General features: G+C 73.5%; 13 protein-coding genes and 2 riboswitches. Of the genes, 7 read left to right on the forward strand and 6 right to left on the reverse strand.

What is annotated here, in order from left to right; translation table 11 throughout:
• Positions 1 to 10: 10 nt before the first annotated feature.
• Positions 11 to 880 carry an oxygenase MpaB family protein gene (locus FIV44_RS27295; RefSeq protein ID WP_219996199.1) on the reverse strand — a complete coding sequence of 290 codons (870 nt, stop codon included), beginning with the start codon at positions 878 to 880 and terminating at the stop codon, positions 11 to 13.
• Positions 881 to 932: 52 nt separating this feature from the next.
• On the opposite strand from FIV44_RS27295, the gene FIV44_RS27300 reads away from it, so the two are divergent.
• On the forward strand, positions 933 to 1,529 hold the full coding sequence (locus FIV44_RS27300) for a TetR/AcrR family transcriptional regulator (protein ID WP_219996200.1): 597 nt from the start codon (positions 933 to 935) through the stop codon (positions 1,527 to 1,529).
• Here FIV44_RS27300 and FIV44_RS33415 read toward each other — a convergent pair.
• From FIV44_RS33415 to gcvT, 5 genes are all read right to left on the reverse strand, one after another.
• Positions 1,453 to 2,880, reverse strand: coding sequence for a diguanylate cyclase domain-containing protein (locus FIV44_RS33415; RefSeq protein WP_141007183.1), 1,428 nt, complete (start codon positions 2,878 to 2,880; stop codon positions 1,453 to 1,455). The genes FIV44_RS27300 and FIV44_RS33415 overlap by 77 nt on opposite strands.
• Positions 2,881 to 2,974: 94 nt before the next feature.
• Positions 2,975 to 4,363 carry an L-serine ammonia-lyase gene (locus tag FIV44_RS27310; RefSeq protein ID WP_141007184.1) on the reverse strand — a complete coding sequence of 463 codons (1,389 nt, stop codon included), beginning with the start codon at positions 4,361 to 4,363 and terminating at the stop codon, positions 2,975 to 2,977.
• A gap of 49 nt (positions 4,364 to 4,412) precedes the next feature.
• Positions 4,413 to 5,690 carry a serine hydroxymethyltransferase gene (locus FIV44_RS27315; RefSeq protein WP_181410867.1) on the reverse strand — a complete coding sequence of 426 codons (1,278 nt, stop codon included), beginning with the start codon at positions 5,688 to 5,690 and terminating at the stop codon, positions 4,413 to 4,415.
• Position 5,691: 1 nt separating this feature from the next.
• The gene (gene gcvH / locus FIV44_RS27320) at positions 5,692 to 6,063 is read right to left on the reverse strand and encodes a glycine cleavage system protein GcvH (RefSeq protein WP_141007185.1); all 372 of its coding nucleotides are present in this window, start codon (positions 6,061 to 6,063) and stop codon (positions 5,692 to 5,694) included.
• A gap of 26 nt (positions 6,064 to 6,089) precedes the next feature.
• A complete protein-coding gene (gene gcvT / locus FIV44_RS27325) occupies positions 6,090 to 7,223 on the reverse strand; it encodes a glycine cleavage system aminomethyltransferase GcvT (RefSeq protein WP_141007186.1) in 1,134 nt (377 codons plus the stop codon).
• 54 nt (positions 7,224 to 7,277) lie between these two features.
• A riboswitch (glycine riboswitch) is annotated at positions 7,278 to 7,380 on the reverse strand.
• Positions 7,381 to 7,478: riboswitch (glycine riboswitch) on the reverse strand.
• A gap of 75 nt (positions 7,479 to 7,553) precedes the next feature.
• Between gcvT and FIV44_RS27330 the strand changes: the two genes are divergently transcribed.
• The 6 genes from FIV44_RS27330 (at position 7,554) to FIV44_RS27355 (ending at position 12,426) form a co-directional block, all read left to right on the forward strand.
• Entirely contained in the window at positions 7,554 to 7,910 is a 357-nt protein-coding gene (locus FIV44_RS27330) for a helix-turn-helix transcriptional regulator (RefSeq protein ID WP_141007187.1), read from the forward strand.
• On the forward strand, positions 7,907 to 8,278 hold the full coding sequence (locus FIV44_RS27335) for a hypothetical protein (RefSeq protein WP_141007188.1): 372 nt from the start codon (positions 7,907 to 7,909) through the stop codon (positions 8,276 to 8,278). Before FIV44_RS27330 ends, FIV44_RS27335 begins: the two co-directional genes overlap by 4 nt.
• Before the next feature lie 160 nt (positions 8,279 to 8,438).
• The gene (locus FIV44_RS27340) at positions 8,439 to 9,968 is read left to right on the forward strand and encodes an SDR family NAD(P)-dependent oxidoreductase (protein ID WP_141007189.1); all 1,530 of its coding nucleotides are present in this window, start codon (positions 8,439 to 8,441) and stop codon (positions 9,966 to 9,968) included.
• Positions 9,969 to 10,051: 83 nt separating this feature from the next.
• On the forward strand, positions 10,052 to 11,302 hold the full coding sequence (locus FIV44_RS27345; RefSeq protein WP_141007190.1) for an endonuclease/exonuclease/phosphatase family protein: 1,251 nt from the start codon (positions 10,052 to 10,054) through the stop codon (positions 11,300 to 11,302).
• Positions 11,303 to 11,323: 21 nt separating this feature from the next.
• Positions 11,324 to 11,674: a UBP-type zinc finger domain-containing protein gene (locus tag FIV44_RS27350; RefSeq protein ID WP_141007191.1), complete on the forward strand. Its 351-nt coding sequence runs from the start codon at positions 11,324 to 11,326 to the stop codon at positions 11,672 to 11,674.
• Positions 11,674 to 12,426: an endo alpha-1,4 polygalactosaminidase gene (locus FIV44_RS27355; RefSeq protein ID WP_141007192.1), complete on the forward strand. Its 753-nt coding sequence runs from the start codon at positions 11,674 to 11,676 to the stop codon at positions 12,424 to 12,426. The genes FIV44_RS27350 and FIV44_RS27355 overlap by 1 nt, the downstream gene beginning before the upstream one ends.
• Positions 12,427 to 12,461 lie beyond the last annotated feature (35 nt).

A 12,461-nucleotide genomic window follows, 5' to 3' on the forward strand; every position in this document is an offset into this window, starting at 1 on the left:
CCTCGGCGGGTCAGACGAGCCGGCGGCCGAGCCGGCGGCGCAGCCGCATGTCGGCGAGCCACAGGTTGAACGGGAAGGTGCGCAGGAACCGGGGGAGCCGGCGCTCGACCGCGCCGGCGGCCCGCAGCAGGCGGTCGAAGCGGCGCTGCTGGCGCGCGGTCCAGGGCAGGCCCATCGCCTCGCGGAACAGCGGCGGCAGGAAGCCGGTCGTCACGAACACCACGAACGGGCCGAGCAGGCGGAACGGCGGGGGGAAGTTGCGCAGCCGGGTCAGCTCCATGAGGTACGACGCGACCGCGGGGTCGATGTCGACCTCGGCCTCCGCGTCCGCCCAGTAGCGCCGGAAGGCCGCGCGGTCGGCCGGCCAGGCCTCCGCCGGCATCTGCAGCGTGGTGCCGAACCGGGCGCAGTGGGCGTAGAGCGCGTCGGCCTCGGCGCCGGGGAGCGGGCCGTGCATCCGCTCGATCATGTCGACGGTGCCGTAGTAGAGGCAGGCCGCGACCCAGGTCTGCAGGCGCGGGTCCATGGCGCGGTACTCGACCTCCTCGCCGGGCTGCGACACGACCTGCGCGTGCTGCCGGTTGACCTCCCTGCGGAAGGCGGCCCGGTCCTCGTCGGTGCCGAGCAGGGCGACGGCGAGGTAGGTGAAGGTGGTCCGGCCGCGCTTGAACGGCCGCCTCATGGCCGCGCCGTCGTGGACCCGGCTGTTCATCACGCCGTACCCGACGCCGGGCCAGCTCAGCTGCATGATCACGTTGGCCGGGCCGGCGAGGTGGGCGCCGATGCCCGAGACGTGGTCGCGCATGTCGAAGCCCGCGGGGACGGGGAGGTCGCGCGCCCGTCGGCCGGACGCGGCGGCCGGGGAGCCGGTGGTCGCCATGACGACCACGCTAGCCTGTTGTTGGCACTCTGCCAATAGTAGGGTGGCGGTCATGACCGAAGCCGCCCGCCGCCAGCGCCTGCCCCCGGACCAGCGCCGGGAGGAGATCCTGGTCGTCGCCGAGCGGCTGTTCGCCGAGCGGCCCTACGCCGCGGTGTCGACGACCGGGATCGCGCGCGAGGCCGGCGTCGCGCGGGGCCTGCTCAACCACTACTTCGGCGACAAGCGCGCGCTCTACCTGGAGGTCGTCCGGCGCGCGTCGCTGCTGCCGACGATCGAGGACGTCCCGCTGCCCTCCGGCTCGCTGACCGAGCGGGTCGACGCGGCCGTGCACTGGTTCCTCGGGTCCATCACCCCCGAGCGGGCGACCTACCTGACCGTGCGCGCGGCCGAGGGCGTGGGGGAGGACGTCGAGGTCCGCTCGATCCTCGACCAGGCCCACGACCTGGCGGCCGGACGCGTGCTGGAGATGGTCGGCGGCGATCCCGAGGACCCGGCCGCCCGGGCCGTCGTGCGCTCCTTCGGCGAGCTCGCCCGGGGCGCCATCCGCGAGTGGTCCCGCGAGGCCACGCTCACCCGCGAGCAGGCGCACCTGCTGCTGCGGGAGAGTCTGCTGGCGGTCGTGCGGCAGGTGCTGCCGCGGCTGTGAGCTTGGCGGCGTACATCGCCCGGTCGGCGGTCGCCAGCAGCGAGCGCGGCGTGCTCGTGTGGTCCGACACCGCGGCGCCGACGCTGGCGGTGATCCGGTCGTACGGCGCGTCGGACGCCTGCCCGTAGGGGTGCGCCACCGCCGCGCGGACCCGGTCGGCGAGCCCGGCCAGCTCCTCGTGCCCGGTCGCCCGGCACAGCACGACGAACTCGTCGCCCCCGAGCCGGGCCACCGTGTCGCCGGGGCGGATGACGCCGGTCAGCCGCCGGGCGATCTCCGTGAGCAGCAGGTCGCCCTCGTCGTGGCCCCAGGCGTCGTTGACCAGCTTGAACCCGTCCAGGTCGAGCACGAGCACGCCGACCGCTCCCGGCGGGTGCGCGGCGAGGGCCCGCTCCAGCTCGTCGTTGAGCAGGGCGCGGTTCGCGAGGCCGGTCAGCGGGTCGTGCCCGGCCAGGTGGCGCAGCTCGGCGATCAGCTCGTTGCGGGAGTCGCGGAACAGCGCGAGCGTCAGCACCACGACGGTCAGCGCGCCGACCATGCCCTGTGCCAGGAGCGCCTGCTCCTGCGGGGCGACGTCCTGGAAGGCGCCGCGGTCGAGCAGGGTCGCGCCCATGATCGAGATGCCGGAGGCGGTCAGGAAGAGCGTGCTCGTGGTGGTGGAGAACCGCAGCGAGACCCACATCGCCGGCAGCACCACGTTGAAGGCGTTCGGGTGGCCGGGATTGAGCCAGAAGATCTCGACGAACACGACCCCGGTCAGCGCGGCGCAGGCGAGCGCCTCCGCGACCCGGGCCACCGACAGCGTCGGGCGCCGCCACCGGGCGTCCCGGATGCGCAGCACCACCGCGACGCCGGTCAGCGCGGTCACGCCGTTGCGCACCGCGAACAGGGCGAAGGTGCGGACCAGGTCCGGCTGCCCCTCGTACGCGAACCAGGCGGTGGCGAGGACCGCCGAGGCGAGGGTGCCGGCGGTGATCGCCACGACCAGCCGCCGGAGGTCGACCGGCTCGCGGAGCGCGACCGGCCGGCCGCCGTACCGGAGGACGATCGCGGTGACCGCGGCCAGCGCGACGTTGACGAGCACGAACCAGGCGGCGAGGGGGAGCGCGGCGCCGGTCGTCAGGTTCACGCCGACGGTCAGCAGCGCGAGCGCGGCCCAGTGCGCCGCCGCCTGCGCGCGCGGCAGGCGGCTGGCGTGCAGGCCCCAGAGGACCGCGACCGCCGCCGCCGGCCAGGCCAGGGCCACGTCGCTGCCCTCGACCCGGGTGGCCCGGCCCACCAGGATCGCCGCGGCGTAGGCGAGCGCGAACCCCGCTCCCGGCAGCGCCGCGCGCGCGACCTGTCGTGCCATCGCTCGTCACGCCCTCGTCGACGGCTCCTCAGCCTGGATCCGTGGACCCAGGCTCAGGGGATCACATCGGCAGGGTGGAGGGCGACCCGAGGGTTCAGCACTCGATCACGTTGACGGCGAGCCCGCCGCGGGAGGTCTCCTTGTACTTGGTCTTCATGTCGCGGCCGGTCTCGCGCATGGTCTTGAGCGCCTTGTCCAGGCTGACCTTGTGCGAGCCGTTGCCGTGGATGGCCAGGCGGGCGGCGTTGATGGCCTTCACCGACGCGATCGCGTTGCGCTCGATGCAGGGGATCTGCACCAGGCCGCCGACCGGGTCGCAGGTGAGGCCGAGGTTGTGCTCGATGCCGACCTCGGCGGCGTTCTCGACCTGCTCGGGCGTGCCGCCGAGCACCTCGCAGAGGGCGCCGGCCGCCATCGCGCAGGCCGAGCCGACCTCGCCCTGGCAGCCGACCTCGGCGCCCGAGATCGAGGCGTTCGTCTTGGCCAGGATGCCGATCGCGGCGCCGGTGAGCAGGAACCGGACGATGCCGTCCTCGACCTGCTTCGGGGACAGCCCGGTCGCGGCGAAGCGCACCCAGTAGTGCAGGACGGCGGGGACGATCCCGGCCGCGCCGTTGGTGGGGGCGGTCACGACCCGGCCGCCGGAGGCGTTCTGCTCGTTGACCGCGAGCGCGAACAGGTTGACCCAGTCGATCACGTCGAGCGGGTCGGCGCCGGTGCCGTCAGCGGCGGTGAGCCGCGCGTGGAGCTCGGGTGCGCGCCGCGGGACCTTGAGCCCGCCCGGCAGCGCGCCCTCGCGGTGGCAGCCCTCCTCCACGCACGCCGCCATGACGCGCCAGATCTCCAGCAGTCCGGCGCGGACCTCCGCCTCGGTGCGCCAGGTCAGCTCGTTGGCGAGCATCACGTCGGAGACGCTCATCCGCTCGCGCTCGCAGACCGCGAGCAGCTCGCCGCCGGTGCTGAACGGGTACGGCAGCACGGTGTCGTCCACGACGACCCGGTCGGCGCCGACCTGGCTGTCGTCGACGACGAAGCCGCCGCCCACGGAGTAGTAGGTGCGGGCGCGCAGCTCCGCGCCGCCGGCGTCGTAGGCGGTGAAGACCATTCCGTTGGGGTGGGCGGGCAGGGACTGGCGGCGGTGCATGACGACGTCGTCGGCCTCGAACCCGATGACGTGCCCGCCGGCCAGCCGGAGCTCCCGACGGTCGAGGATCGCGGCCACCCGGGCGTCGTACGTCGTCGTGTCGGTCGTCGCCGGGTCGTCGCCCTCGAGGCCGAGGATCACGGCCTTCACGGAGCCGTGGCCGTGCCCGGTCGCGCCGAGCGAGCCGAACAGCTCGGCCCGCACCCGGGCGACCCGGGCGAGCTCGCCGTCGGCGGCGAGGGCCTCGGCGAAGGTCCGCGCCGCCCGCATCGGGCCGACCGTGTGCGACGACGACGGCCCGATGCCGATCGAGTAGAGGTCGAAGACGCTCAGCGCCACGGGATCACCGGCTCCTGGGTTCCATGCCTTCGACGGTACCGCCGCGCGGTCACGACAGCCCCGGGTACAGCGGATGGGCGGCGGCCAGCGTCGCGACCCGGTCGCGGAGCCGGGTGGCCGCGCCGTCGTCGTACGACGGCCGGAGGGCCTCGGCGATCACGTCGGCGACCTCCGCGAACGCCTCGGCGCCGAAGCCGCGGGTGGCGAGCGCCGGCGTGCCGATCCGCAGCCCGGACGTGACCATCGGCGGCCGCGGGTCGAAGGGGACCGCGTTGCGGTTGACCGTCAGCCCGATCCCGTGCAGCCGGTCCTCGGCCTGCCGGCCGTCGAGCTCGGAGTCGCGCAGGTCGACGAGCACGAGATGCACGTCGGTGCCGCCGGTCAGCACGGAGACGCCGGCGCCGGCGACATCGGGCCGGGTCAGCCGCTCGGCGATGATCCGCGCCCCCTCCAGCGTGCGCTCCTGCCGCTCCCGGAACTCCGGCGAGGCGGCCATCTTGAACGCGACCGCCTTGGCGGCGACGACGTGCTCGAGCGGGCCGCCCTGCTGGCCGGGGAAGACCGCGCTGTTGATCCTCTTCGCGAGCTCGGCCCTGCTCAGGATGACGCCGCCGCGCGGGCCGCCGAGCGTCTTGTGGGTGGTCGTGGTGACGATGTCCGCGTGGGGGACCGGGCTCGGGTGCAGCCCGGCGGCGACCAGGCCGGCGAAGTGCGCCATGTCGACCATGAGGTGGGCGCCCACGAGGTCGGCGATCCGGCGGAACTCCGCGAAGTCCAGCTGCCGCGGGTACGCCGACCAGCCGGCCACGATCAGCCTCGGCCGGTGCTCGAGGGCCAGCCGCTCCACCTCGGCCATGTCGACCCGGAGGTCCGTGTCGTCGACGTGGTAGGCGACGACGTCGTAGAGCCGGCCGGAGAAGTTGATCCGCATGCCGTGGGTCAGGTGGCCGCCGTGCGCGAGGTCCAGGCCGAGGATCGTGTCGCCGGGCTCGAGCAGCGCGAACATCGCGGCGGCGTTGGCCTGCGCGCCCGAGTGCGGCTGCACGTTGGCGGCCTCGGCGCCGAACAGCTCCTTGACCCGGTCGATGGCGAGCTGCTCGACGACGTCGACGTGCTCGCAACCGCCGTAGTAGCGGCGGCCGGGGTAGCCCTCGGCGTACTTGTTGGTCAGCACCGAGCCCTGGGCCTCCATGACGGCGACGGGGGCGAGGTTCTCCGACGCGATCAGCTCGAGCGTGCCCTGCTGGCGGGCGAGCTCGGCGGCGATGGCGGCATGGACGTCGGGGTCGTACGCCGCGAGCGGCTGGTCGAGCATCCGCTGCGTCATCTCAGGCCTCCACCAGCGCGTCGTAGGCCGCGGCGTCGAGCAGCTCGCCGGGATCGGTGACCCGGACGACGAACAGCCAGCCGGCGCCGAACGGGTCGCTGTTGACCAGGCTCGGGTCGGCGTCGACGGCGTCGTTGACCTCGACCACCTCGCCGGTCACGGGGGCGTAGAGGTCGCTGACGGACTTGGTGGACTCCAGCTCGCCGCAGGCCTCGCCGGCCGTGACGGCGCTGCCGACGGCCGGCAGGTCGACGTACACGACGTCGCCGAGGGCGTCGGCGGCGAACGCGGTGACGCCGACCCGGGCGGTGTCGCCGTCGGCGCTGATCCACTCGTGCTCGGCGGTGTACTGGAGGTGGGTGGGGTTGCTCATGGTGGGCTCCTGGCAGGTCGGTGAGGTCAGCGGGGGCGGGTGTAGAAGGGCAGGTCGACGACGTCGGCGTCCTCGAGGGCGCCGCGCAGCGAGACGGCGAGGCGGGTGCCGGGCGCCGCGAGGCGCGGCGGCACGTAGGCCATCGCGATCGGCCGCTCCAGCGTGGGCGAGGGGGAGCCGCTGGTGACCTCGCCGACCTCGGCGCCGGTCGCGGGGTCGACGACGGGGTAGCCGGCGCGGGGCGATCGCCGCCCGCGGGCCGCCAGGCCGACGAGCACCCGCTGCGGGCCGTCCTCCTCGCGCTTCGCGAGCGCCTCCCGGCCGACGAAGCCGCCGGGCTTGTCGAGGACGACGACCCGGCCGAGGTTCGCCTCGTACGGCGTGGTGGCGCGGGTGAGCTCGTGGCCGTAGAGCGGCATCCCCGCCTCCAGGCGGAGCGTGTCGCGGCACGCGAGGCCCGCCGGCACCAGTCCGTGCGGGTCACCGGCCCGCTGCAGCGCGGCCCACACGGCCGGCGCCTCGGCCGGCCGGCAGTAGACCTCGAAGCCGTCCTCGCCGGTGTAGCCGGTCCGCGCGAGCAGCACGTCGATGCCCGCGACGGTGCCGGCGTCGATGGCGTAGTACTTCAGCGACGGCACGTCGAGCGCGGTCAGCTCCGCGACGATCGCCGCCGACGCCGGGCCCTGGACCGCCAGCAGCGCCCAGTCCGCCGACGTGTCGCGGACCGTGGCGTCGTACCCCCGGGCGCGGGCGGCGAGCTCCGGCGCGACCACGGCGACATTGCTCGCGTTGGCGACGACCAGGTAGTGCTCGTCGGCGAGCCGGTAGACGACGAGGTCGTCGATGATCCCGCCGTCCTCGGCACAGATCATGGAGTAGCGGGCGCGGCCGACGCCGATCGCGGACGGCCGGCCCACGAGCGCGTGGTCGAGCGCCGCGCCGGCACCCGGCCCGGTCAGCTCGATCTCGCCCATGTGGGTGAGGTCGAAGAGGCCGGCGGTGGCGCGGACCGCGCGGTGCTCGGCCGTCTCCGAGCCGTAGCGGACCGGCATCTGCCAGCCGGCGAAGTCGGTGAACGACGCGCCGAGCGCGGCGTGGACGTCGTGGAGGAGGGTACGGCGCGGGGACGCCGCGGGGGACCCGTCGGGGTCGGTCGTCATGCGGGAGGCTTCCTCGTGGAGAGCGCGGCGGACGCCGCGCTCGTGGCTGGGTTGCCTCCCCGCTCTGTCATCGCTACCTGAGAGCTTCACCGCCCGGTCGGGCGGCTTGCACCGTGGGTGCGGGCCGGTCGATCCGGTCCGACTTTCCAGAGTTCGCCTCGACCCGGCGGTCAGGGTGCCTGAGAGATTCGTGGGGAGATTTGCTCCTTCGGCGCCCGGTCCTCGTGGGACCCGGGACTCTCCCGCCGGGGTTCGAACAGCGCGATGTTCAGTTGTCGGGCACGAGGGTAGCAGCGTGGGACGGTGTAGCGTATCGGCTACGCTTGGTCCATGAGGGATCTCGACGAGTTGGCCGGCCCCACCACCGCGGGCTACATCCGGCGGACCGCCGCCAACCTGCTCAAGGACGCCCGGATCCGCACCGGTCTCACCCAGCAGCAGGTCGCCGACGCCGCCGGCGTCCCGCGCTCGACGATCGCCCGGATCGAGACGGGCAGGATGCAGCCGACCATTCCCACCTTGGACACGATCCTGATCTCCATCGGCCTGGAGCTGCGCCTGCGGCTGGAGGTCTTCGACGACCACGACCGAGTGCTGGACCGTCGGGCGGCCGCCTATCCGGCCCGCCAGGCGGAGATCGACGCCGGCCTTGACGCATTCGTCGAGAAGTACCGACCCGCGATATGAGCGCCTTCCGTCCCGAGCCCATCCTGGGCGTCCTCGACGAGCACGGTGTCGAGTTCGTCGTGATCGGCGGCTATGCGGCGGTGCTCCACGGCGCGAGCCGGCCGACGTCCGACGTCGACGTGACGCCGGAGCGGAGCGGGGAGAACCTGGCCCGGCTGGCCGATGCGCTCGGTGCGCTCGAGGCCAAGATCCGCGTCGACGGTCTCGAGGAGGGCCTGCCGTTCTCCACCGACGCGACGGCGCTCGCCGGCATCTCGGTGCTCAACCTGACCACGAGGTACGGCGACCTCGACATCTCCATGATCCCGAACGGGACCGAGGGCTTCGACGACCTGGTGCGTGATGCCCGGCGAATTCCGGGTGGGTGAAAGTGAGCCGCGGATCGCGAGTCTCGCCGACGTGATCCGGTCCAAGGAGAGCGCGAACCGGCCCAAGGACGCCGAGGCCCTTCCCGAATTGCGGCGCCTGGCCATCGCGATCGCCGAGGCCGAGACGACCTGACCACGCCTGCGCACGTACGATCTGCCGGTGCCCAGCCCGTACTCCGTCGACCCCTCCGAGCAGCTGACCGGGATCGACCCCGACGAGCTGGCGATCACCCTCAAGGTCCTCGGCCAGCTCCCGCTGCTGCCGCCGGACCACGACGACATCCGCACGGTGAAGCGGGCGGCGTCGTACATGTACAAGCTGATCAAGAAGTCCCGGCGGGCCGAGATCCGGATGGAGCGGCAGCGCCACGACCAGGACATCATCGAGCGGACGGCGACCGGGTCCCGGATGCGGATCGACGACGAGACGGCCGGCATCCCGCTGGTCTCGACGGCGCAGGGCGCCTTCGCGGGGGAGCTGCTCACCGCCCGCGGGTGCTACATCTGCAAGGAGGACTTCACCCTCGTCGACGCGTTCTACCACTGGCTGTGCCCGCGCTGCGCCGCGATGAGCCACGCCAAGCGGGACCAGCGCACCGACCTCACGGGCAGGCGGGCGCTGCTCACCGGCGGGCGGGCGAAGATCGGGATGTACATCGCGCTGCGGCTGCTGCGCGACGGCGCGCACCTGACCATCACCACGCGCTTCCCGAAGGACGCCGTACGCCGCTTCTCCGCCCTCGAGGACTCCGGCGACTGGCTGCACCGGCTCAAGGTGGTCGGCATCGACCTGCGCGACCCGACCCAGGTCATCGCGCTGGCCGACGACGTGGCGGCCGACGGCCCGCTCGACATCCTGGTCAACAACGCCTGCCAGACGGTACGACGCCTGCCCGGCGCCTACTCCCACCTGATCGAGGGCGAGTCGGCCCCGCTGGAGGCGCTGCCCGGCGGCCGCGACCTGCCCGAGATGGTGACCTTCGACCGGATCTCGGAGGCGCACCCCGCCTCGATCGCCGGTGCACTGGAGGCCACCGCCGTGGCCCACCACGAGGGCGAGTCGCGCGAGTCGGCGCTGGCGGCCCACAACGCGGCGTCGATGACGGCGCTCGCCCTCAAGGCGGGCAGCGCCTCCCTGGAGGCGCACCTGGCCGGGACGGCGGTCGACGCCGGCGGCCTGATCCCGGACGTGCAGGCCAACAACTCCTGGACCCAGGTGGTCGACGAGGTCGACCCGCTGGAGCTGCTGGAGGTGCAGTTCTGCAACTCCATCGCGCCGTTCCTGCTCGTCTCGCGTCTGCGGCCCGCGATGCGGGCGGCCGTGGCGGCGGGTGCGCGCCGCGCCTACGTGGTCAACGTGAGCGCGATGGAGGGCCAGTTCTCGCGCCGCTACAAGGGCCCGGGCCACCCGCACACCAACATGGCGAAGGCGGCGCTCAACATGATGACCCGCACCAGCGCGGGGGAGATGTTCGAGACCGACCGGATCCTGATGACGGCGGTCGACACCGGCTGGATCACCGACGAGCGGCCGCACCACGAGAAGCTGCGGATCGCGGCCGAGGGCTGGCACGCCCCGCTCGACCTGGTCGACGGCGCGGCGCGGGTCTACGACCCGATCGTGCGCGGCGAGGCGGGCGAGGACCTGTACGGCTGCTTCGTGAAGGACTACCAGCCCTCGCCCTGGTGACCCCGGGCGATCGCTGCAGCGGTTCTGTCATCAATTTTGGGGATCGACCTGCGCTTGGTGGGGGATTGCGAGAAAGTGGGCTCATGCCCCCCTCCGTGTACCGCCGTGCTGCCCGCTGCCTGCTCGCCCTCCTGACCGCGCTCGCCCTCTCCCTGGGCCTCCTCGGGTCCGCCGTCCCGGCGCAGGCCGCCGGGAAGCCCGGCGCCCCGTGGGTCTCGGGCCAGCAGGTGCAGCGAGGGGGCGTGACGGTGAGCCTGGACTGGGACCCGGTCGCCGGCGCGACGGGATACGGCGTGCTGGTGTCCACCGCGGGACCGGACGTCTACCCCGGCGACGACCCGCAGCGGCTCACCGTGACCGCCGCCGGGGCGCACGCCGACATCGCGGGCCTGGCCCCCGGGACGACGTACTGCTTCGCGGTGACGGTCAACGGCAACGGCGGCCCGCGCTCGTGCAAGGTCACCCCGCCGCGGGACCGCGCGGTGACCGCGACCGCCCTCGCCACCACGGTGGCGACGTTCAACGTCGGCTGCGGCTCGAAGAAGAACTGCAACAAGGGCTGGAAGTGGAAGAAGCGCCAGAAGAAGGTCGTCAAGAGCGTGAACCGGATGAACGCCGACGTGATGGTCTTCGTCGAGGCGCACCTGGCCCACAAGTACGGCAAGAAGAAGCGCCTGCTCGGCAAGGTGATGAAGAAGCGCGGCTACGCCCTCGCCTGCCGGACCCAGATGAGCAAGAAGCGCCAGCTGTTCAGCCAGGTCGTCTACGTGCGCTCCAGCGTCTACGCCGTGGTCGACCCCAAGCAGAACAGCAAGGGCACCCGGTTCAAGATGTTCAAGGACCGCAACCACGGCTACTGCCACGCCCTCGTCCAGCACCGCGCCACCGGCCGGCAGATCGCCGTCGCCGCCCTGCACCTGCGTGACGGCAGGGACGACGCCAAGCGCCAGGCCGAGACGTCCTACGTGCTGGGCCAGGTCCAGGCCAGGTTCGCGGGGCACCCGATCGTGCTGATGGGCGACTACAACTCCCACCGCGGCCGCGACCGTCGCGGCGAGAGCGACACGCCGCGACGGGTCCTCGAGGCCGCCGGCTTCGCCGACTCCAGCGACATCGCGGCGTCGCTGACCCTGCCCTACCTGAACTCAGCGCAGGGGTTCAAGGTCAACCCGCCGCGCTCGTCGACCTGGCCGACCCATGTCGACCGGATCTTCGTCTCGCCGGGCATCACGGTGCCGAGCTGGGAGAACCTCGCCCTGCTCGCCGGCAACAAGTACGCCACGCCGATGGCCTCCGACCACAACCCGGTGAGGGCGACCTTGTACATCCCCTGAGCGGTTCCTAGTGTCGGGGGCATGGGCGAGGAGACTCCTGCGATCGCGACCGACGTCCCGCCGAGCGGCCCGGGCTGTGCGGAGTGCACGGCGGCGGAGGGCTGGTGGGTGCACCTGCGGCGGTGCGCGGCCTGCGGGCACGTCGGCTGCTGCGACAGCTCGCCGGCGCAGCACGCCTCGGCGCACTTCCGCGACACCGGGCACCCGGTCGTCCAGTCCTTCGAGCCGGGCGAGGACTGGTTCTGGGACTACGCGAGCGAGGACTACGCCACCGGGCCGGACCTGGCCGCGCCGGCCAGCCATCCCGCCGACCAGCCGGCGCCCGGCCCGCGCGGTCGGGTGCCGCTGAACTGGCGCGAGCTCATCCACTGATGCCGGCGGCGCTGCTGCCCGTGCTCGGCCTCGTGCTCGCCCTGGGCGCGGGCCCGGTGGTGACGCCGCCCCCGGGCGGCGTCGACGTGGACTACCAGCTCGGGGGAGCCGTCGCGCCCGCGCCGAACGTCGGCGTCGTCGTCCGGGACCGGCGGGCGGCGCCGGAGCCGGGCCGCTACAACGTCTGCTACGTCAACGGCTTCCAGACCCAGCCCGGCGAGCGGCGGATCTGGCGCCGCCACCCCGGCCTCGTGCTGCGCGACCGCGGCCGCCCGGTCGTCGACGAGGCGTGGGACGAGCGGCTGCTCGACATCCGCACCGCCGCGAAGCGCGAGCGGCTGGCGCGGATCGTCGGGCGCTGGATCGACCGCTGCGCCCGCGACGGGTACGACGCCGTCGAGATCGACAACCTGGACTCCTTCTCGCGCAGCCACGGCCTGCTCCGCCCGCGGCACGCGAAGCGGTTCGCCCGGCTGCTGATCGCCCGCGCCCACGCCGCCGGCCTGGCCGTCGGCCAGAAGAACTGGGCCGGCCTCGACGGCCGCCGGCTCGGCTTCGACTTCGCGGTGGCCGAGGAGTGCGGCCGCTACGACGAGTGCGGCCGCTACGTCGCGTCGTACGGCGACCGGGTGCTGGTCGTGGAGTACCGCCGCCGCGACTTCCGCCGTGCCTGCGCGTCGTACGGCGACCTGCTGGGCGTGGTGCTGCGCGACCGGGACCTGCGGCCGGACGGGCGGCGGGCATGGTGTTGACGAAGGTGCCGACGAAGGCGCGGACAGGAGGGACC

Source organism: Nocardioides humi, from assembly GCF_006494775.1.
In the GTDB taxonomy this organism is placed as follows: domain Bacteria; phylum Actinomycetota; class Actinomycetes; order Propionibacteriales; family Nocardioidaceae; genus Nocardioides; species Nocardioides humi.

Bases quoted from the DNA above. Each gene is read 5' to 3' on its own strand.
- FIV44_RS27295 (WP_219996199.1), bottom strand. From the start codon at position 880: ATGGCGACCACCGGCTCCCCGGCCGCCGCGTCCGGCCGACGGGCGCGC.
- FIV44_RS27300 (WP_219996200.1), top strand. From the start codon at position 933: ATGACCGAAGCCGCCCGCCGCCAGCGCCTGCCCCCGGACCAGCGCCGG.
- FIV44_RS33415 (WP_141007183.1), bottom strand. From the start codon at position 2,880: ATGGCACGACAGGTCGCGCGCGCGGCGCTGCCGGGAGCGGGGTTCGCG.
- FIV44_RS27315 (WP_181410867.1), bottom strand. From the start codon at position 5,690: ATGACGCAGCGGATGCTCGACCAGCCGCTCGCGGCGTACGACCCCGAC.
- gcvH (WP_141007185.1), bottom strand. From the start codon at position 6,063: ATGAGCAACCCCACCCACCTCCAGTACACCGCCGAGCACGAGTGGATC.
- gcvT (WP_141007186.1), bottom strand. From the start codon at position 7,223: ATGACGACCGACCCCGACGGGTCCCCCGCGGCGTCCCCGCGCCGTACC.
- FIV44_RS27330 (WP_141007187.1), top strand. From the start codon at position 7,554: ATGAGGGATCTCGACGAGTTGGCCGGCCCCACCACCGCGGGCTACATC.
- FIV44_RS27335 (WP_141007188.1), top strand. From the start codon at position 7,907: ATGAGCGCCTTCCGTCCCGAGCCCATCCTGGGCGTCCTCGACGAGCAC.
- FIV44_RS27345 (WP_141007190.1), top strand. From the start codon at position 10,052: ATGCCCCCCTCCGTGTACCGCCGTGCTGCCCGCTGCCTGCTCGCCCTC.
- FIV44_RS27350 (WP_141007191.1), top strand. From the start codon at position 11,324: ATGGGCGAGGAGACTCCTGCGATCGCGACCGACGTCCCGCCGAGCGGC.
- FIV44_RS27355 (WP_141007192.1), top strand. From the start codon at position 11,674: ATGCCGGCGGCGCTGCTGCCCGTGCTCGGCCTCGTGCTCGCCCTGGGC.